The 17,241-nt window shown below is 68.4% G+C and carries 18 protein-coding genes; 12 read left to right on the forward strand and 6 right to left on the reverse strand.

Going from position 1 to position 17,241, the window contains the following annotated elements:
* Positions 1-26: 26 nt before the first annotated feature.
* Positions 27-1,229, forward strand: a complete 1,203-nt coding sequence (locus HNR11_RS03835) for an MFS transporter (protein ID WP_246310305.1) — start codon at positions 27-29, stop codon at positions 1,227-1,229.
* Here HNR11_RS03835 and HNR11_RS03840 read toward each other — a convergent pair.
* The 4 genes from HNR11_RS03840 to HNR11_RS03855 all read right to left on the reverse strand — a co-directional run bounded on the left by HNR11_RS03840 (position 1,226) and on the right by HNR11_RS03855 (position 4,678).
* Positions 1,226-1,924 (reverse strand): class I SAM-dependent methyltransferase, encoded by a 699-nt coding sequence (locus HNR11_RS03840; protein ID WP_179441207.1) that lies wholly within the window; start codon positions 1,922-1,924, stop codon positions 1,226-1,228. The two genes, HNR11_RS03835 and HNR11_RS03840, sit on opposite strands and share 4 nt — an antisense overlap.
* A gap of 122 nt (positions 1,925-2,046) precedes the next feature.
* Positions 2,047-2,910 (reverse strand): phosphonate ABC transporter, permease protein PhnE, encoded by an 864-nt coding sequence (phnE, locus tag HNR11_RS03845; protein ID WP_179441208.1) that lies wholly within the window; start codon positions 2,908-2,910, stop codon positions 2,047-2,049.
* Complete coding sequence (gene phnC, locus HNR11_RS03850) at positions 2,910-3,728, reverse strand: phosphonate ABC transporter ATP-binding protein (protein ID WP_179441209.1); 819 nt, start codon at positions 3,726-3,728, stop codon at positions 2,910-2,912. The genes phnE and phnC overlap by 1 nt, the downstream gene beginning before the upstream one ends.
* Positions 3,728-4,678 carry a PhnD/SsuA/transferrin family substrate-binding protein gene (locus HNR11_RS03855; protein ID WP_179441210.1) on the reverse strand — a complete coding sequence of 317 codons (951 nt, stop codon included), beginning with the start codon at positions 4,676-4,678 and terminating at the stop codon, positions 3,728-3,730. The genes phnC and HNR11_RS03855 overlap by 1 nt, the downstream gene beginning before the upstream one ends.
* 363 nt (positions 4,679-5,041) lie before the next feature.
* Between HNR11_RS03855 and HNR11_RS03860 the strand changes: the two genes are divergently transcribed.
* The 4 genes from HNR11_RS03860 (at position 5,042) to HNR11_RS03875 (ending at position 7,887) form a co-directional block, all read left to right on the forward strand.
* Complete coding sequence (locus tag HNR11_RS03860; protein ID WP_179441211.1) at positions 5,042-5,464, forward strand: YunG family protein; 423 nt, start codon at positions 5,042-5,044, stop codon at positions 5,462-5,464.
* Between the two features lies 1 nt (position 5,465).
* Positions 5,466-6,323 carry a phosphotransferase family protein gene (locus HNR11_RS03865; RefSeq protein WP_179441212.1) on the forward strand — a complete coding sequence of 286 codons (858 nt, stop codon included), beginning with the start codon at positions 5,466-5,468 and terminating at the stop codon, positions 6,321-6,323.
* 126 nt (positions 6,324-6,449) lie between these two features.
* Positions 6,450-7,307 (forward strand): SDR family oxidoreductase, encoded by an 858-nt coding sequence (locus HNR11_RS03870; RefSeq protein WP_179441213.1) that lies wholly within the window; start codon positions 6,450-6,452, stop codon positions 7,305-7,307.
* 40 nt (positions 7,308-7,347) lie between these two features.
* Positions 7,348-7,887, forward strand: coding sequence for a mycothiol transferase (locus tag HNR11_RS03875; protein ID WP_179441214.1), 540 nt, complete (start codon positions 7,348-7,350; stop codon positions 7,885-7,887).
* Here HNR11_RS03875 and HNR11_RS03880 read toward each other — a convergent pair.
* Positions 7,829-8,956 carry an acyltransferase family protein gene (locus tag HNR11_RS03880; RefSeq protein WP_179441215.1) on the reverse strand — a complete coding sequence of 376 codons (1,128 nt, stop codon included), beginning with the start codon at positions 8,954-8,956 and terminating at the stop codon, positions 7,829-7,831. The genes HNR11_RS03875 and HNR11_RS03880 overlap by 59 nt on opposite strands.
* 111 nt (positions 8,957-9,067) lie before the next feature.
* Between HNR11_RS03880 and HNR11_RS03885 the strand changes: the two genes are divergently transcribed.
* The 3 genes from HNR11_RS03885 to HNR11_RS03895 are packed head-to-tail and all read left to right on the forward strand — an operon-like array spanning position 9,068 to position 12,105.
* Positions 9,068-10,150: a type III polyketide synthase gene (locus HNR11_RS03885; RefSeq protein ID WP_179441216.1), complete on the forward strand. Its 1,083-nt coding sequence runs from the start codon at positions 9,068-9,070 to the stop codon at positions 10,148-10,150.
* A gap of 4 nt (positions 10,151-10,154) precedes the next feature.
* A complete protein-coding gene (locus HNR11_RS03890; RefSeq protein WP_343050579.1) occupies positions 10,155-10,904 on the forward strand; it encodes a methyltransferase domain-containing protein in 750 nt (249 codons plus the stop codon).
* Position 10,905: 1 nt separating this feature from the next.
* Positions 10,906-12,105, forward strand: a complete 1,200-nt coding sequence (locus tag HNR11_RS03895) for an FAD-dependent oxidoreductase (protein ID WP_343050690.1) — start codon at positions 10,906-10,908, stop codon at positions 12,103-12,105.
* 45 nt (positions 12,106-12,150) lie between these two features.
* Here HNR11_RS03895 and HNR11_RS03900 read toward each other — a convergent pair whose 3' ends face one another.
* Positions 12,151-12,939: a UbiA family prenyltransferase gene (locus HNR11_RS03900; RefSeq protein ID WP_343050580.1), complete on the reverse strand. Its 789-nt coding sequence runs from the start codon at positions 12,937-12,939 to the stop codon at positions 12,151-12,153.
* Between the two features lie 152 nt (positions 12,940-13,091).
* Here HNR11_RS03900 and HNR11_RS03905 point away from each other — a divergent pair, with 152 nt between their 5' ends.
* The 4 genes from HNR11_RS03905 (at position 13,092) to HNR11_RS03920 (ending at position 16,996) form a co-directional block, all read left to right on the forward strand.
* Entirely contained in the window at positions 13,092-13,451 is a 360-nt protein-coding gene (locus HNR11_RS03905) for a DoxX family protein (RefSeq protein ID WP_246310307.1), read from the forward strand.
* Positions 13,452-13,662: 211 nt separating this feature from the next.
* A complete protein-coding gene (locus HNR11_RS03910; protein WP_179441218.1) occupies positions 13,663-14,040 on the forward strand; it encodes a DUF2267 domain-containing protein in 378 nt (125 codons plus the stop codon).
* Between the two features lie 107 nt (positions 14,041-14,147).
* Positions 14,148-15,263, forward strand: coding sequence for a hypothetical protein (locus HNR11_RS03915; protein ID WP_343050581.1), 1,116 nt, complete (start codon positions 14,148-14,150; stop codon positions 15,261-15,263).
* Positions 15,260-16,996, forward strand: a complete 1,737-nt coding sequence (locus HNR11_RS03920) for an ABC-ATPase domain-containing protein (protein WP_179441219.1) — start codon at positions 15,260-15,262, stop codon at positions 16,994-16,996. Before HNR11_RS03915 ends, HNR11_RS03920 begins: the two co-directional genes overlap by 4 nt.
* The last annotated feature ends 245 nt before the right edge of the window (positions 16,997-17,241 follow it).

Genomic DNA, 17,241 nt, shown 5'->3' on the forward strand with positions numbered 1-17,241 from the left:
GCGCACCGAGAGTGTGGTTAAGTTCAATGATGAGTCTGGGCCGTCGATTCCGCGTGCTGCTGGGCGCCAGTGGTCTCTCGAACCTCTCAGACGGCCTGGCCTTCGTCACGATGCCGCTCCTGGCCGCCTCGATGACGGACGATCCGCTGTGGATCGCTGGGCTGGCAACCATGTACGCCCTCACGCGGCTCTTGGTCGTGCTGCCCATCGGTGTCTACGTGGATCAGCTGGATCGCCGGTCCCTCATGGTCAGCGCCAATCTCCTCCGAGGACTGGCACTGGTGCTCCTAGCTGCCAGCATCCAGTTCGGCGCTGCCTCTTTGCTGGCGCTCTACACAGTGATGGCGGTCGTGGCGACCCTGGAGAGCCTGGCGGATGGCGCGGCCGTGGCCATGCTGCCCGGCGTGGTGCCCAAACCTGCACTCGACCGGGCGAACTCTCGCATCGCCAGTGTCCAGCTGATCAGCGACGAGTTCGTCGGCCCACCGCTGGGCGGCCTTCTCTTCACCGTGGCCGCTGTTCTGCCGGTCTACGTCATGGGCGGAGTCTGGGCCGCGGCCGGCGTACTTGCTCTCGCTCTGCCCAGGAGCGACGATCCGAAGGCGCGGGCTGAGTCGCGGCAGGCGTTCGGCACGCAGGTCGCGGAGGGCGCACGGTGGCTCACCGGACACCGGACCATCGGCAAGCTGTCGTTGATCGGCGGGCTCGCCAGCGCGGGGTACATGCTGCCCTTCTCGGTCTTGGTGATCTTCGCTCAAGACCGACTTGATCTGGCGAGCTTCGGCTATGGGCTCATGCTCGCCGGATCGGCGCTCGGCGGGCTCCTTGCTGCCCTGCTCGTCCCTCGACTGCGGCGTCGGTGGAACTACAGGACTCTCATCACAGCCAGCCTCGCACTCGGATCATTGAGCCTCGCCTGCTTGGCCTGGACATCGGCACCGATGCTCGCCGCGATCCTGCTGGCTCTGTACATATTTCATGCGGTGCTGTGGAACATCTGCGCCACGTCGTTGCGCCAGTGGCTGGTGCCAGGCGAGCTCCTCGGGCGGGTCGGTGCCGCGACAAGCGTGGTGAGCCTGCTCGGACTGGCCATCGGCTCCGCCCTCGGTGGGTTGCTGGCTGGAGTCGATATCCGGCTGCCAACCGCCTCAGGAAGCCTCGTGTTCGCTGCCTGCGCCGCGCTCGCCTGGTTAGGCCTCCCGGGCCGAGACCCTGACTCGAGCAGCTAGCTCCGCGCCTCGAGCACGAAGAACATGAAGCAGATGAAGGAACGCCCCACCAGTGGCGGTGGGATCAGCTCCAGCGGAGTGTTCGGGTCATAGGGCGGTTCGGTGATCGAGGAGATCTCGAAGCCGGCCTGCGTGAACGCCGCGGTGATCGCCGGCAGCGGGCGGTGCCAGTAGGTCAGCGTCGCCTCCTGACCCGCGAAAGTGAACTCATCGGAGAACTGGGTCCTCGCGAAGTAATCGGCCTTCGGGTGATTCAGCATGTAGGCGTAGGGGTGGTTGACCGAGAGGATCAGCCTGCCGCCGGGCTTGAGCACACGGTGCAGCTCCGCCAGCGCCGCCGTCCAGTCCTCGAGGTAGTGCAGCACCAGGGAGCCGACCACGTCGTCGAAGGAATCATCCGGGTAGGGCAGTGGCTCGCCGAGGTCGGCCACGCGCAGGTCCGCGTCCGCACCGAGTCGCTGGCGCGCAATCTCCACCATCTCCGGGCTCAGGTCGAAGCCGACGACGTCGGCGCCCCGGTCGATCAGCGCAGCCGCCAGAGGCCCGGAGCCGCAGCCGGCGTCGAGCACCCGGCGCCCGGCCACATCACCCGCCAGATCGATCATCGCGGGGCGCTCATAGTGCCCGTTCACGAAGTTGGATTCGTTGTCTGCCGCGTAGGCCGCAGCGAAACTGTCATAGGGCGCTGTCTGCATTGCGTGGACTCCCGTTCATAGGCTCGGCATGAGAAACCCCCTGAGCAGCCCATTTCAGCACGTTCGGCGTCCCGTGACCGGAGCAACACCCGAAACCCGCTCACCCGGTTGGAGATGGGAGTTCACACAGCGCGCGTAAGCTGGTCCGCTCCCAGCATCCTGCGTCGGACCATGGCGCTGAGCTGCTCAGCAAGCAGCACCACGACCAGGATCATGAGGATGATCGCGAATGCCGTGTCGAATTGGCGCAGAGTGAATGCCGTGGTCAGCTCCCCGCCGATGCCACCTGCACCGACCATCCCCAGCACGGTGGCACCGCGGATCGACTTCTCCAGGCAATAGAGGCTGGTCGCGGTGAACGAGGCGAATGATGCCGGCAGCACGGCCCCGACCACGATTGAGATCTCGTTGGCCCCGGTGGAGCGCAACGCGTCGATGGGCCCGCGCTCAACCTCCTCGATCCGCTCGGCGAAGAATCGTCCGGCGAAGCCGATCACGTCCACGGCGATCGCTAGGATCCCCGCCAGCGGACCCAGGCCCACGGCCATGACGAAGATCAAGGCCCAGACGAGGTCGGGGATTGCGCGAAGCGACGTGAGCATGAACCGCACCGCATGCGCCAACGGCTTCCACGGGGTGGTGTTCTGTGCGGCCAGAAGGGCAGCGGGCACGCTGAGCACCACCCCGATGATGGTGCCGATCAGCGCGATCTCGATGGTCTCCAGCATCGCTTCTGCGAAGTTGGGAAACCGCTGCGCATCGGGCGGGAACGCCCCGGAGAGGAATCTCCAGACGTTCTCGGGTGCGCGGAACAGGCGCTCGATCGAGATGTCCATGCGGATAAGTCCGTTGACCGAGATTCCCAGGAGGATCACCACGATCACGGTGGTGGACCAGCGCGGAGGCTTGCTTCGGCGCGGAGCCATCGGTGGTCCCTGCGTCGCCGGTGGGTTCCGCAGGGCAACATCGTTGCTGGGATACGTCATCACGCGGCTCCTTCAAAGACCTCGTGAGACGGAGAGTCCCCCTGGTCCTCGGTGGTGTAGAGCCCCTGGAGCTGTTCATCCGCCACCTTGGACATCACGGTGTCCATATCCATGGCCCCGTCGCGAAGGGCGATCACCCGGTGGCCGTAGGCTCGGGCAAGTTCTAACTGGTGCAGAGTGCAGAGCAGGGTCAGACCTCGCTCCTCGGTGATTTCCCACAGAAGGTCCATGACCGACCTCCCGGCCCTGGGGTCCAGGGCCGCCACAGGCTCATCAGCGAGAACCACCCTGGGCTGCTGCATGAGCATGCGCGCGATGGCGACGCGTTGCTGCTGACCTCCGGAGAGCTCGTCAGCCCGGCGCTGCGCCACATGTGCCAGCCCTACACGATCCAGGGCCTCCATGGCTTCCTCGCGCTGATCTTTCCGGGCGGTCCCGGCGAACCAGTTCCGCGGGCTGCCCACCCGTCCCAGCGATCCGTGGATGACGTTGGTCATCACCGAAAGTTCCCGCACCAGGTTGATCCTTTGGAACACCACTCCGACCTGGCGCCGCAGTGCGGTGATCTCGCGAGTCCCGGCAGTGGTGATCTCTGTGTCGAGAACCCGTACTGAACCGGACGTGGGTTCGACCAGCTTGGTCAGGCACTTCTGCAGGGTCGACTTGCCCGAACCGTTGGCTCCGAGGAGCACCACCGTCTCACCTGCGTTGACCTGGAAGTTGATCCCGCTCAGGGCCTGTGTGCCGTTGATGAACCGCTTCGCCAGATCCGAGACCTCGATGATCGGAGGCTGTCCGGAGAGGTCGCGCACCGACATCAGTCTTCTTCGACGTCGTCGTCTGCTTCAGCTGGTTCATTCTCGTCAGGCAGCTGCGAGTAGTCGGAGTACCCGGCAGCCTCGAAGGAACGGCGCACCGGGTCGTAGTCTCCATCCTGCGCATCGACGAACTCGGAGCCGATGTACTTATCGTTCTCCCCGGTCCCCACGATGGCCTCCAGGAGCACCTCCTGGTTCTCCAGCAAGGACGCCTTGAGGTAGTCAGCGCACTCCTCGCCGAGTCCGGTGCGAGCAACGAAGAGATCATTGGGAAGATCCGGTCCCTCCTCGAGCATCTGGACCTGATCTTCGCCCATCATGTCCTGGAGTTCTTCGAAGTCGGAGATGCCGCTGCCGAGGGCGTCCCCGTCGCCGCCGGCAAACGCTTCGAGCTGGGTGTCAGCCAGCGGAATGACCTCGATGTCACCCAGCGTCGGGTCAAGGCCGGCAGAGTCCAGCATTTCCAGCGGGCCAAGGTGCCCCGAGGTCGACCCGACCTCCTTGGTGATGATCTGCCCGCCGGCGAGATCCTCGACGGACTCGGCGTCGGAGTCTGTGCGGGTGAAGATCGCTGCCTGGTAGTTCTCCCGGGTGACACCCACGATGGGCAGCGCGTCCGCGTCGTGCTTGAGCACCACATACTCCGCGGGCCCGGTCAGCAGCACGTCGAGGTCGTCGAACTCCAGCGCGGTGGCCGCAGCGGTCCGCGAGGACATGGGCTGGAACTCGATCTCCAGCTCTGTTGCCTCCTCCAAGGCTGCCCGGAAGTCCTCGAACTCCACCTGCAGGACCTCCAGACCCTCCACCCCGGTGTCGGAGAAGCGCAGCGGCTCGGTCCCGCATGCCTCCTGCCCCTCCCCCGATGGTTCTGAGGCGGCGGCGTCTGGTTCGCTGCTGCACGCAGCCAGCGCCAGCCCGGCAAGAGCAAGGAGTGAGACAGCGGACGTCACGCGAGGCGCGGAGTGGTTGAGCACGGGAATCCCTTCGGTGTTTGCCTGGTCTGCCCTGACCCTCACGGACCGATGTGACCGGCATGCCGCTGATCGGTGAACGAAGATCGAACAGCAGACCACATCCCCAAAAGAGACTGCTCAGCGTTCGCACAGGGCGGGACGGCACTGTGGTCCCCTCGTCCAGCGCCTTGCGGTCTGAACGTTCTCGACGACGACGTCGACGCGGCTCGCGAATCTGGACAAACACTGCGCGGTGCGCGGGTCAGTCCAGCTTCCACAAGTCTTAGGCTGCTTGCAGCCGGGGTACGTCCCCTGTCCGGGATGATGACCGCGCAGAGAAACCCTGGGTAGGCTGGCGCGATGAATCACACGCTCCTGGAAGTGGAACACGCGTTCCGAAACGCCTGGGGTGCCGACACCACATGCCTGGCCCCTGGAAGCCTTCCCGAGTGGAGCCCTGATAACCCCTCGCATGGGCAGTGCGGACCGACGGCTCTCGTCCTCCAGGACCTCTTCGGTGGCGATCTGCTTCTCGCAGACGTCAGCGCCGGCGTGGGTGGAGTGAGCTCGGTCCATTACTGGAACCGGCTTCAAGGTGGCCTCGAGGTCGACCTCACTCGGGATCAATTCGCGAGCAGCCACACCGTGGGGGAACCGCGTGTCGTCGTCCGGCCGGCGGAGGGTCCACGCGCGCACCGCAGCGAGTACCAGCTTCTGCGCCGCCGGGTATTCGCGGCCTTAGGGCTTGGGAAACGGCACGACGGCGCAGAGACCGTCGCCTGAGATGCGAATCGACTACGTGGAGCCCGACCGTGAAGTGGTCATCGAGCTTGTAGAACAGCTCCTCCATGACTCTGGCCACCGCTCGGCCCCGGAACGGTGGCAATGGATCCACGTCGGATCATCGTCTCTCGTGGTGCTCGCTGACCAGGTCGCGGTGAGAATCGGGCGCGATGACGAATCGGCCCGGCAGATGCAGCGGAGCCAGCGGCTCGTGGACAGACTCCCTCGATTGAGCTTCGAGGTCCCGCGCTCGCTGGTGGCCCCACGCACCCACGCCGGTGTCACCGGAGTCGCGGTGATCCGGATCCCCGGAGAGCCCCACCCACCTGGGCCGGCGGACCCGCACGTGTTGCGAGCACTTCTCGATGAGGTTCACGCCGTTCCGCTCGACGACCTGAGACCGTTCCTGGCGCCGGCCCGCGCGTTCTATGGCGGAGACTCCTGGCGCGAGGTGTTGCGTGAGCAGGTTGTTCCGCTCTTTCCAGAGTCCGCGCGTGCACAGGCGCAGAACAGACTCGACGCACTGGAATCGCTTCATGCGCTGGCCGCATCACACCAGACTTTCAACCACAGCGACCTTGCCGGGATGAACATCCATTGGCGGTCCGGGAGAGTGGTCGGCGTCCTCGACTGGGACCTGGCCAGTGAGGATGACCCGGCTGAAGACCTTGCCAGCCTGGCGAACTGGCACGGCTGGGACCTGATCACGGAACTGGCCGAGACCCCGACGGTCCGCCGCGCCGAGGTCTACCGGGACGCGTTCCCACTCATGATCGTCGGCTTCGCGGTCTTGCGCGAGCGTCCAGAATCTGAGGTCGAAAGAACCTTGGAGCGTGCCACTGCCAAACTACTCCGGTGAGCCGGCCACCGCTGCCCCGGCGCCGCAGCACCAGAGCTCACGCCCTGCCTCGGGAAGCGATCACCTTCAGCGGCGGTTGACTCTGAGGCAGGCACCACCCCGGTGCCGAGATCTCGAGGAGAAGACATGAGCATCGTCGTCACCGGAGCCACCGGTCATCTTGGCCGCCAGATCATCGAGCAGCTCCTCGCCCGAGGGGCCACAGCCTCGGACATCCTCGCGGGAGGTCGCAACGCTGCCGCGCTGCAGGATCTCGCCGCCTTAGGAGTGCGCACCGCGCGGATCGACTACGAAGATCCCGCCACACTCGACGCCGCCTTCGCCGATGCCGAGAAGATCCTGCTCATCTCCGGAAGCGAGGTCGGCCGGCGCGTCCCCCAGCACGCCGCGGTCATCGACGCCGCCAGAAAGGTCGACGCGACACTGGTCTACACCAGCGCCCCTGGTGCGACCACCTCCACCCTGGTGCTCGCACCAGAACACAAAGCCACCGAGGAGCTCCTCGACGCCTCCGGACTGACCCACACCGTGCTGCGCAACAGCTGGTACACCGAGAACTACGACGAGACCATCCAGCAGGCAATCACCACCGGCGCCCTGCTCACCAGCACCGGGGACGGCAGGATCGCCAGCGCCCCTCGCCGGGACTACGCGGAGGCAGCCGCCGTGGTGCTGCTCTCTGAGGATCACGACGGCGCCGTCCTCGAGCTCAGCGGAGATCACCCCTGGAACTTCGAAGAGCTGGCAGCGACCATCACCGAGGTCTCCGGACGCGAAGTCCGCGTGGATCAGCTCTCCACCGAGGACCACCTCGCCGCCCTGCTGAGCTTCGGCCTGGACGAGGGCACCGCAGGCTTCGTCACGGCCCTGGACGCGAACATCAGGGACGGCCTGCTCGCCGGTGCCGACGGGACCCTGTCACGCCTGCTGGGGCGCCCGACGACGACGCTGCACCAGCACGTGCGCACGCTGCTCGCAGAATGACCCGACCTGCCCCCCACATACAGACGACAAGGTGACCACGATGAACAGCATCGAGCTTCTCCACGACATCGCGCGCCGTCCGTTGGAGCAGGCGCAGCATCTGCGTCCGGCGCTGACCGCGCAGGCGCTCAACGCCCACCCGCATCATGACAACTCCATCGCCTGGCTGCTCTGGCACTCGGCGCGAGAGATCGATGAGCAGCTCGCCGGCCTCTCCGGAGAGCCGACGGTCTGGACGGCCCAAGGCTTCGCCGCACGGTTCGCCCTGGACCTGGACGAGCACGAGATGGGGTTCGGCCACACCGGCACCGACGCGCGGAGAATCCAGGCCAGCGATCCGGACCTGCTCCTGGAACATCTGCGCGCCGTCGTCGCTGCCCAGCTCGCCTACCAGGAGACCCTGAGCGAAACCGACCTCGATGAGGTGATCGACGCCGGATGGAACCCACCGGTGACCCGGGCGGCCCGGTTGATCAGCATCTCGCTGGACGCCGTGGCGCACATCGCTCAGGCCGCCTACATCACCGGGATGGATCCTGCCGGGTTCGAGGAGCCCCAGCCCCGGGAGCAGCCGAGCTAGAAGCTCTCCGCGCCGACCGGAGGCGGTGACGCAACCACGCCGGAGCCTCGAACAGCCAGTCCTGACCCAGCCTTTGGGCCGAGGCGTAGACCAGCAGCGGGCCGATCACCCCGCACAGCGTCGGCAGGACCACATGGGCGACCAGGGCATCGACCCCCAGCAGGCTCAGCGCGATCCGCGCGCTCGCGGTGAAGAAGACGTGAGCCACGAAGATCACCAGGGAGAGCTCCCCGATCCGGGCAAGCCAGCGGGTCCTGCTCCCCACCCGGGCCAGCAGCAGCGCCACCGCCACGATGGTGAGCACCCCAGCGCTCGAGGCGAGGACACCGAGTGCGATGCTGGGCACCGTGCGGCTGCCGCCATAGGCCGTGGGCGGGGTGGCCAGCAGCGTGGACCCCAGGAACAGCCACACCGACCCGGCGAGGAGCACCAGCAGCACCGCTTGGCCGACCCTGGCGCGCTGGACCCAGCCGAGCAGGCGCCTGCCGGTGAGCACCACGCCGAGGAAGAAGAACACGCTCAGCGCGAGCCCCTCACCACCGAGCACCCTCCAGTTCAGCCCCCACACCACGGCGGATCCCAGGCCCGCCAGGCTCAGCGTCAATACGGCGGCCCGCGGGCTGCGCCAGGGTCTCGAGGCGGCGGCGAGCAGCATCATCAGGGTGATCCAGCCGAAGAACCAGAACTGCTCCTTCGGCTCCCAGATCCGCAGCAGCTCGGCCGGATGCACCGGATCATTCACCGCCGAGCCCAGAGCGATCTTCATCCCCAGCTGCAGCGTGGACCACAGCGTATAGAGCCACAGGAAGGTCACCGAGCGGGCCGCGGCGTAGCGCCACGCTCCGTCTCGACGCATCCCCGAGGCGACGAAGAGGCCCGCCAGAAACGCGAAGACGGCGAGGTGAGACATGTACAGCACCGAGTCCACCTGGGTCAGCAGCGGGTCCTCCACCAACCCCGCCGGTTCCAGGGCACGCCATACGTGGCCGAGAACAATCAGGATTATCGCCAGCGCCTTAGCGATGTCGATCGTGGCATCCCGCGCCGGCTGCACAGAGTCTGGCGTCACGCGATGATCAAATACCAGATTCCTCTTTTCGACAAGCCCTTTTCCAGATTTACCGTCAGTTCGCCCAGTTCCCTGTGACCGAGACACTCAGGGGCGTGGTTAAGTGGTGACATGTCCGCGCGCATCGTCTCCATCGGCACGGCCCTGCCGGCCACCTCGGTGCCGCAGCACCAGCTGCGCGCCTTCTTCGCCGATCAGCCCGACACCACCCGGCTGACCCAGCGGCTCATCGGAGCAGCGTTCGACGCCGCCGGCATCGAGAACCGCCACACCGTGCTCACCGGTCTGGGCGGCGCCGAGGACGGGGTGTTTGTCGGCGAGGGTGCCCGGCTGCTCTCCCCCACCACCGGCACCCGCAATGAGCTCTACCGGCACAGCGCACCGGAACTGGCGGCCGACGCCTCCCGGTCCGCGCTGACCGAGGCGGAGGTCGACGCCGACCAGATCACGCACGTGGTCACCGTCTCCTGCACCGGGTTCTTCGCCCCCGGCTTGGACTTCCGCCTGATCCGCGACCTCGGCCTGCCTGAGACCGTGGCACGCAGCCACCTGGGATTCATGGGCTGCGCCGCGGCGCTGCCAGCCCTGCGCAGCGCCACGCAGATCACCGCCGCGGATCCGGACGCCGTGGTGCTCGTGGCCTGTGTGGAACTCTGCTCGCTGCATATCCGCGACACCGCAGACTCCGAGCAGATCGTCGCCGCCTCGGTCTTCGCCGACGGGGCCGCCGCAGCAGTGATCACCGCCAGGCAGGACCTCGGTCTCCCCGGGGGCCTCGATCTGGAGCGCTTCGCCACCGCCCTGACTGACCAGGGGGAGTCCGATATGGTCTGGACCATCGGAGACCGCGGGTTCAACATGCGGCTCTCCGCGGAGGTGCCTCGGATCATCGGCCGGGAGATCCGCGCCGCCGTGGACCGCTTCCTCGGCGCAGATTCGGCGCCGGCCCGCTGGGCGGTCCACCCGGGAGGACGCAGCGTGTTGGACCGGGTGGAGGCCGGGCTGGAGCTTGAGGCCTCTGCGCTGAATGCCTCTCGAGCGGTGCTGCGCGACCACGGCAACATGTCCAGCGCCACGATCCTGTTCATCCTGCGCCAGCTCCTCGCCGATCCCTCGGTGAGCGGGCGGATCGCGGCGCTGGCCTTCGGGCCCGGTCTCACCGTGGAATCGGCCCTGCTGAGCAAGACCCGGTGACCCGGTGAGCCGGGTCAACCTCTCCCTCCGCGATGAGCAGCTGCGTGAGCTCATGGATGACCCCGACTGTGACCCGGTGCGGCTGGAGGCGACGCTGCGCCGCTTCCACCGGGTCAACCGGCTGATCTCCGGCTGGGACCAGGTCTACCGGCGCCGGCTGCGCCCGCTGCTGACCGGTCTTCACCGGCCGGCCCGGGTGCTGGACCTCGGCTCCGGCGGCGGGGACGTGGTCACCCGGCTGGCCCACCTGGCCTGGCGTGACGGCCTGCAGGTCCACTGGACCGGCGCCGATCCGGATCCACGGGCGCACGCCGCCGCCCTGGGCGCGCAAGAGCAGCACACGCAGGACCAGCTCCCTGAAGAGCAGCGCGTCGAGGAGTCTGCGCAGGTCAGGTTCCTGTGCGCGGACGCGGACGCGCTGCTGCGGCAGGGCGAGAGCTTCGACGTCGTCATCTCCAACCACGTGCTGCACCACCTGGACGCCCCGGGCCTGCTCGACTTCAGCCATGCCTCGCGGCAGCTGTGCACAGGCACCGTGCTGCACAGCGACATCGCCCGCAGCCGGCTGGCCTACAGCCTCTACGCCGTCGGGATCACCCCGCTCGCGCCCGGGACGTTCCTGCGCACCGACGGGCTGCGCTCGATCCGGCGCAGCTACCGGCGCGAAGAGCTCTCCGCCGCGCTGGGCGCCGAGTGGACCGTGACCTCCCCCGCCGCGTTCCGGCTGATCGCGGAAGCGCCCGGTCTTGGCTGAGGTGATCGTGGTGGGCGCCGGTCCGGTGGGGCTGCTGCTGGGCGCGCTGCTGCGCGGTTCCGGGGTCGATGTTCAGATCCTGGAGCAGCGCAGCGAGGGCAGCGGCGCCAGTCGCGCCATCGGAGTCCACGCTCCGGTGCTCACCGCTCTGGAGGACTCCGGTCTCACCGCGGGCCTGCTGGAGCAGGCCGTGCGGGTCACCCGAGGGGAAGCTCGGGCCCAGGGAGAACTCCTCGGCGTCGTGCGCTTCGACCGGCTCTCCACCCGGTTCCCCTTCGTCGCCACCCTTCCGCAGTCCGGCACCGAGGCGGTGTTCGCCCAGGCCGCCCCGCCCCCGCAGCGCGGCGTCAGCGTCAGCGCGGTGCGCACCTGCCCGGACCATGTCGAGCTGGAGACCAGCCACGGAGACCGGCGCGCCCCGGTGGTGGTGCTCGCCGGCGGTCCGCGTTCCAGGGAGCTGGTCTACCGATCCGCGCAGGCGCACACCTACCCGGATCGATACCTGATGACCGATGTCCTCATCTCCGACGATCTTGTGCCCAATCGTCCGGTGCCAGGTGACCAGACCTCTCAGGACCAGCTGCCGGAACATTCGGCCGCACACACTGCGCTTGTGCACCTGGAGCCCGGTGGTGTGTTGGAGTCCTTCCCGCTGCCGCAGGGACGACGCCGGCTCGTCGCCTGGGACTCTGCTGGCGCCGCCCAGAACCCTGCGCTTGAGGACCCGGCAGCCCAGCGGGACCGGCTGCAGCGCCGATTGGCCGCCCACGGGCAGGAGCTCACCGGGGAGGTCAGCAGCTTCGGGGTGCGCCGGTTCCTCGCCCCGGCGCTGCGCCGGGGCCGACTGCTGGTGATCGGCGACGCCGCGCATGAGGTCAGCCCGATCGGGGGCCAGGGGATGAATCTGGGCCTGCTCGACGCCGCGACCCTGGCCCCGCTGCTGGCATCCTGGGTGAACACCGGGGCGGCACCGGAGGCCGCGCTGCGGGAATGGGAGCGGACCCGGCTGCGCTCGGCACGCCGGGCAGCCCGACTCGCCGCGCTGAACACCCGGCTGGGCCGTCCGCTGCCAGGGGCCGGTGATGCTGTGCGCCGCACCGGGGTGCGGCTGATGCTGGGCCCGGGCGCCGGAAAGGCGTTCGCCCACGCCTACTCGATGGGCCTGGACACCGCCTCCCGAGGTCCGGCCGGCAATTCCTGAGGTTCAGCCGATGTGGCCTGAGGCGCCGTCGGTGAATCCTGAGGCTCAACCGGCGAGCGAGCCTCCGGCCACCACCAGCTGTGCCGCGAGCAGCAGTGCCGCCAGCATCACGAGGCGAAAAAGCATCCGGCCCGAGCGGGCGCGCACCGCCATCACCAGCGCCAGCAGCGCCACCGAGCCGACCGCGGCGAAGAACACCCAGGAGATCACCGGCACCTGCTGCAGCTGCCACCCGGCGGACCCGGCCGTCACGGCGATCCCGCCGGCGAGCACCGCGGCTGCGGCCAGTGCGGCCGAGGGACGCGCACCGAGCCGGTGCGGCAGGCCGGTGATGCCGGTGCGGGCGTCGTCGTCGAGGTCCGGCAGCACATTGGTCAGGTGGATGGCGGCACCTAGGGCACCCCCGGCGAATCCGGCCCAGGGTGCGGCGAACCCGGGGTCTTCGGCCGCGAGGGTCGCGAAGGAGGGGAACAGACCGAAGGCCAGGATGAAGGGGGCCAGCGAGAACACGCTGGCCTTGAGCCCGGCGTTATAGGCCCAGGAGGCCGCCAGGAACACCGCGTGGGCGCCGAGCAGCCACATCCCCAGGGGTGCGGAGAGGGCCAGGCCCAGCACCAGGCACCCGATCGCCGCCGTCCAGGCTGCGCGCACGCTGAGATCCCCACGGGCCAGCGGCTTGTCAGCGCGTCCGACGGCGCGGTCCCGTTCCGCGTCGAAGGCGTCATTGGAGATCCCCACCGAGAGCTGACCCAGGAAGACCGCCAGCCCGAGCAGCAGGATCCGATCCAGGCTCAGCCCGGCGGAGACCGCGAGCGCCACCGCGAGGGTCGTCACCACTACGGTTGGTCCAGGATGAGAGGATCCCCACAGGCCTCGAGTCACTTTCAGGATCGGCATCCGGTCAGTGTCTCACCCCGGACCGGACGTCGATCCGGTCCACGCCGCCCCGAACACGCCAGCTCGACACCCCCGCTCTGGAGGATCTGATGAATAGCACCGCGCGCGCCGCATCGATGGCTGGGCTCCTGGGAGCCACCGGGGTGCTGCATTTCCTGCGGCCCGCCGTCTTCGACTCGATCGTGCCTCCGCAGCTGGGCAATCGCCGCCTGATCACCTACGTCAGCGGCGTCGCCGAGCTGGGCTGCGCAGTCCTGCTGGCGGTTCCTGCGACCCGACGGGTGGGCGGGGTGTGCACTGCGGCGCTGATGATCGCGGTCTACCCGGCGAACATCTACTCGGTGCAGAAGTACTGGCACCGTCCCACGGCGCGGAGCATCGCGCTGGCTCGGCTTCCGCTGCAGCTGCCACTGGTGCGCAGCGCGTGGCGGATCGCCCGGGAGGCCTAGGCCGCGCGCTACCTCGGCGGTTCGGTGCGAAGGCTGGGTTCGGCGGCTGGATGCGGCGGCTGGGTTCGACACTCGGCGGGGGTCCGTGGTTACGGTGGGAGGACCGGCACGACGGGCCCGCCCGCGGGGCACCGACCCCGCGAGCACGTGGAAGCGGACGTTCTCGTCTCCGCGCACGGCCCGCCGGCCTCAGCAAGCAAAGGAGCACTCGATGCGCCACGACGAATTCCTGAAGACCGTCTCCGAGAAGGGCGGTCCCACCGACCGCGATCAGACCAGCCAGCTGGTCCACGTGGTCCTGGAGGACCTCGGCAAGCGACTCAAGGGCGGCGAGGCGGAGAACCTCGCCGCGCAGCTGCCCGCGGAGCTGAAGGCCCCGCTCACCGCCGAGACGCAGAACCAGATCGCCGATGACGTCGATGAGTTCCTGCGTCGGGTCGCGAGCAAGCTGGAGCCGGGCCTCGGCACCGAAGAGGTCCTCCCGCAGGTCAAGGCGGTGTTCTCCACTCTTGCGGACTCCGTGTCCGAAGGTGAGATCAAGGATCTGCGTTCCCAGCTGCCCACAGGCTTTGCACCGCTCTTCGCCTAGAGTGTGCACACCTGCCCACTGCAGGGCACCTCGCTGGGCCACCGGCCCAGCGAGGCAGGGCCTCGAGATGAGACCCCATCCACAACAGCTAAGGAGCCCCTGAGGCTGTGTCTGAGTCAGAGTCCGAGCCCGCCTCCGAGACTGCGTCTGGGCCTGAGCCCGCGTCAGGGTCCGTGTCTGCGAAACCGTTCCACATCCTGCTGCTCGCCGATCCGGGTCTGCCCACCCGGCGGGTGAAGTCCATCCGGGAGTCCTTCACCGCCCGAGCCCGTCAGCTCATCGACGGCGAGGTCACGGTGTCCGCAGAGACCCGGATGCTGCGCATCCACCCCGACGCCACCTTGGACATCGACTCGGTCCGCAAGATGGAAGAAGATCATGCCGACGCCGACGCGGTCATCATGCTCACCGAGATCCCCCGCCACACCCACGGCTACCCGCTGATCTCGGAGATCTTCCCCGAGCAGAACGTCGCGATCGTCTCCTGCCCGACCCTGGGCGCCTGGGCGACCAAACGCCGCATCCAGAAGGTCTTCACCGGTTCTCTGCTGCGCCTGCTGCCCCCGGGCACCGGGCCAGACCCGGAAGAGTACGACCAGCGCTGGAGCCGATGGCAGTCCACCGAGCGCGGAGAGGCGCTCGGCCTGTTCGCGCACACGATCACCGGCGGGCCGCGCACCGTGCTGGGCATGGTGCTGGGCAATGATCCGCTGCGCACCGTCCCGAAGCTCTCCAGCGCCCTGGCCGCAGGTGCGGCCACCGGAGCGTTCGGGATCTTCTACAGCTCGATCTGGCAGATGGCCGATGCGTTAAGCCCTCTGCGCCTGGTAGTGGTCGGGCTCGCCGCGATGATCACCATGATCGTCTGGCTGATCATCCGCGACGGGCTCTGGGACCGGCCTCGGAACCGCAGCCTCACCACCGTGGTCACCCTCTACAACGGGTCCACCGCGATCACCTTGCTGGTCTGCATCCTGATGCTCTACCTGGCCCTGGTCGTGGTGATCTTCCTGGCCGGGCTGGTGATCATCGACGCCGAATACCTGGCCAGCGTGATCAGCAGCGAGGTCAGCGTGCTCAACTACCTGAACATCGCCTGGTTCAGCGCCGGGATGGGGGTCTTCGCGGGCGCCATCGGATCAAGCTTCGACTCCGGCGTGGACCTGCGCCGGCTCACCCACGGGCAGCGCGAACGCCAGCGCGAATACACGGAGAGCGCATGAGTGACCAGCAGACCCTGGTGCGGACCCTGACCTCGATCGACGGGCGCGGATACGCCTCTTATAAGCAGCTGAGCGGCCGCTACACCCTGGGCCGGTTCACCCTGAGCGTGGACAAGGTCCAGGTGGACCCGTACGCCCCGCCCTCCCTGATGCAGATCAGCCTGCGCCGGGAGGACGCCGAGCTCCCCGCTGACCTGCTCGATGACCGGCTTGGACGCATCGCCGTCAGCGACTTCCTGACCCGCGCCTTCGGCGACGCGCTCAGCGAGGGTCCCTCGGAGCGCTCAGGTGCCGCTGCCGGGATCAGCATCGGGCGACCCGGCCAACAGGTGCTCGAGCGCACCAGCGTGGTGATCACCGAGGAGCTGATCACGGCCCGGCTGTCCGTGGCGCTGCCCGCCGCGGGACGTCGGGCCCTGGGACGCAAGGCCGCCCGGCTGCTCACCGAGACGCTGCCGCGGATCGCGCAGGCCGCATTGCTGCACAGCAGCCTGGACCCGGAGGCGCTGCGCTCCCACGTCGCGCTGCTGCGCGATCAGGAAGATCTCCGCACCCAGCTCGAGGCCGCGAAGCTGGTCTCCTTCCTGGCCGATGGCTCGATGCTGCCGCGCCGGTCGGGGGACTCCGATCTGCCCCTCGGGGCGGACGCGGTGGCCTTCCGCAGCCCCGAGGCGCTGCGCCGCTCCTTCACCCTGGCCTCCGGTCGTCAGGTCACCGGGATGGGCGTCCCCGAAGGCGTCACCGTGATCGTCGGGGGTGGCTATCACGGCAAGTCCACCCTGCTGCGCGCCATCGAACGCGGGGTCTACCCGCATATCGCCGGGGACGGCCGCGAATGGGTGATCACCACCAGCTCGGCGGCGTCCATCCGGGCCGAGGACGGGCGCTCTGCTGCCGGCGTGGACATCTCCGCCTTCATCTCCGGGCTGCCCTCGGGGGCCGATACCCGGAGCTTCTCCAGCAGCAACGCCTCAGGCTCCACCTCCCAGGCCACCAACCTGATCGAGGCCGTGGAGTCCGGGGCCACGGCCCTGTTGATCGATGAGGACACCTCGGCGACGAACTTCATGATCCGCGATGACCGGATGCGCCAGCTGATCCCGGCCGACCGGGAGCCGATCACCCCATTCGTGGACCGGGTCCGCGCGCTCTTCAGCGAACGCGGGGTCTCCACGGTGCTCGTGGCCGGCGGATCGGGGGCCTTCTTCGAGGTCGCCGACCAGATCATCGCGCTGGAAGACTACACACTGCGCGACGTCACCGCGCAGGCCCACCAGATCGCCGCAGAGCACAAGCGGACGACGTCGCAGCCGGCCACCCCGGACGCAGCTGGCCCCGCCTCGGACGGCCCCGCTGAGCGGCGCTTCGACAGCCTCCCAGCGCGCGTCCTCCGCCGCGACTCGCTGCATCCGCCGAAGAAGACCAAGCCCGCCCGCAGCCGTGGGCCCCGGATGATCCAGTACGGCCGCGAGGACATCGACCTGACCGCCGTGGCCCAGCTGGTGGACCCCGCGCAGACCGAGGCGCTGGCGAAGGCGCTGGACCGCCTCGCTGAGCAGTCCGATGCGGAGCATGACATCACGGCCCTGGTCGAGAAGCTGGTGCGCCGTCTCGACACCGAGGGACTCGACTCGCTCTCCCCGCACCGCGGACACCCCGGGCATCTGGCCCGCCCCCGTGCCCAGGAGATCCACGCCGCACTCAACCGCTATCGCGGCCTGACCGTGCACTGATGCTCGGCCCGGGGTGCTCCCGGTTCGGGCATCGCCGCGCCGAGGTCAGGGACACCACCGAGGACTGCCCGGTGACTCACCGTCGTTGGGCTACCCTGAGAGCCAGTCCGACATCGCCGCAGGTCCTGATCCTGCCGGGATCACAGGGGGGGCTCCATGACGATCACCACGCGGCGCTTCACCGCCGAAGGGACAAGTTCCGCAGCGGACTCTGCAGGCGGCCTCCCGAACGGAACTCCGCCCAG

This window comes from Nesterenkonia sandarakina, from assembly GCF_013410215.1.
Classification (GTDB): domain Bacteria; phylum Actinomycetota; class Actinomycetes; order Actinomycetales; family Micrococcaceae; genus Nesterenkonia; species Nesterenkonia sandarakina.

What these genes read in the sequence shown, in the direction of transcription:
- HNR11_RS03835 (WP_246310305.1), top strand. Translation starts at nt 27, where the DNA reads ATGATGAGTCTGGGCCGTCGATTCCGCGTGCTGCTGGGCGCCAGTGGT.
- HNR11_RS03840 (WP_179441207.1), bottom strand. Translation starts at nt 1,924, where the DNA reads ATGCAGACAGCGCCCTATGACAGTTTCGCTGCGGCCTACGCGGCAGAC.
- phnE (WP_179441208.1), bottom strand. Translation starts at nt 2,910, where the DNA reads ATGACGTATCCCAGCAACGATGTTGCCCTGCGGAACCCACCGGCGACG.
- phnC (WP_179441209.1), bottom strand. Translation starts at nt 3,728, where the DNA reads ATGTCGGTGCGCGACCTCTCCGGACAGCCTCCGATCATCGAGGTCTCG.
- HNR11_RS03860 (WP_179441211.1), top strand. Translation starts at nt 5,042, where the DNA reads ATGAATCACACGCTCCTGGAAGTGGAACACGCGTTCCGAAACGCCTGG.
- HNR11_RS03865 (WP_179441212.1), top strand. Translation starts at nt 5,466, where the DNA reads ATGCGAATCGACTACGTGGAGCCCGACCGTGAAGTGGTCATCGAGCTT.
- HNR11_RS03870 (WP_179441213.1), top strand. Translation starts at nt 6,450, where the DNA reads ATGAGCATCGTCGTCACCGGAGCCACCGGTCATCTTGGCCGCCAGATC.
- HNR11_RS03875 (WP_179441214.1), top strand. Translation starts at nt 7,348, where the DNA reads ATGAACAGCATCGAGCTTCTCCACGACATCGCGCGCCGTCCGTTGGAG.
- HNR11_RS03885 (WP_179441216.1), top strand. Translation starts at nt 9,068, where the DNA reads ATGTCCGCGCGCATCGTCTCCATCGGCACGGCCCTGCCGGCCACCTCG.
- HNR11_RS03905 (WP_246310307.1), top strand. Translation starts at nt 13,092, where the DNA reads ATGAATAGCACCGCGCGCGCCGCATCGATGGCTGGGCTCCTGGGAGCC.
- HNR11_RS03910 (WP_179441218.1), top strand. Translation starts at nt 13,663, where the DNA reads ATGCGCCACGACGAATTCCTGAAGACCGTCTCCGAGAAGGGCGGTCCC.
- HNR11_RS03920 (WP_179441219.1), top strand. Translation starts at nt 15,260, where the DNA reads ATGAGTGACCAGCAGACCCTGGTGCGGACCCTGACCTCGATCGACGGG.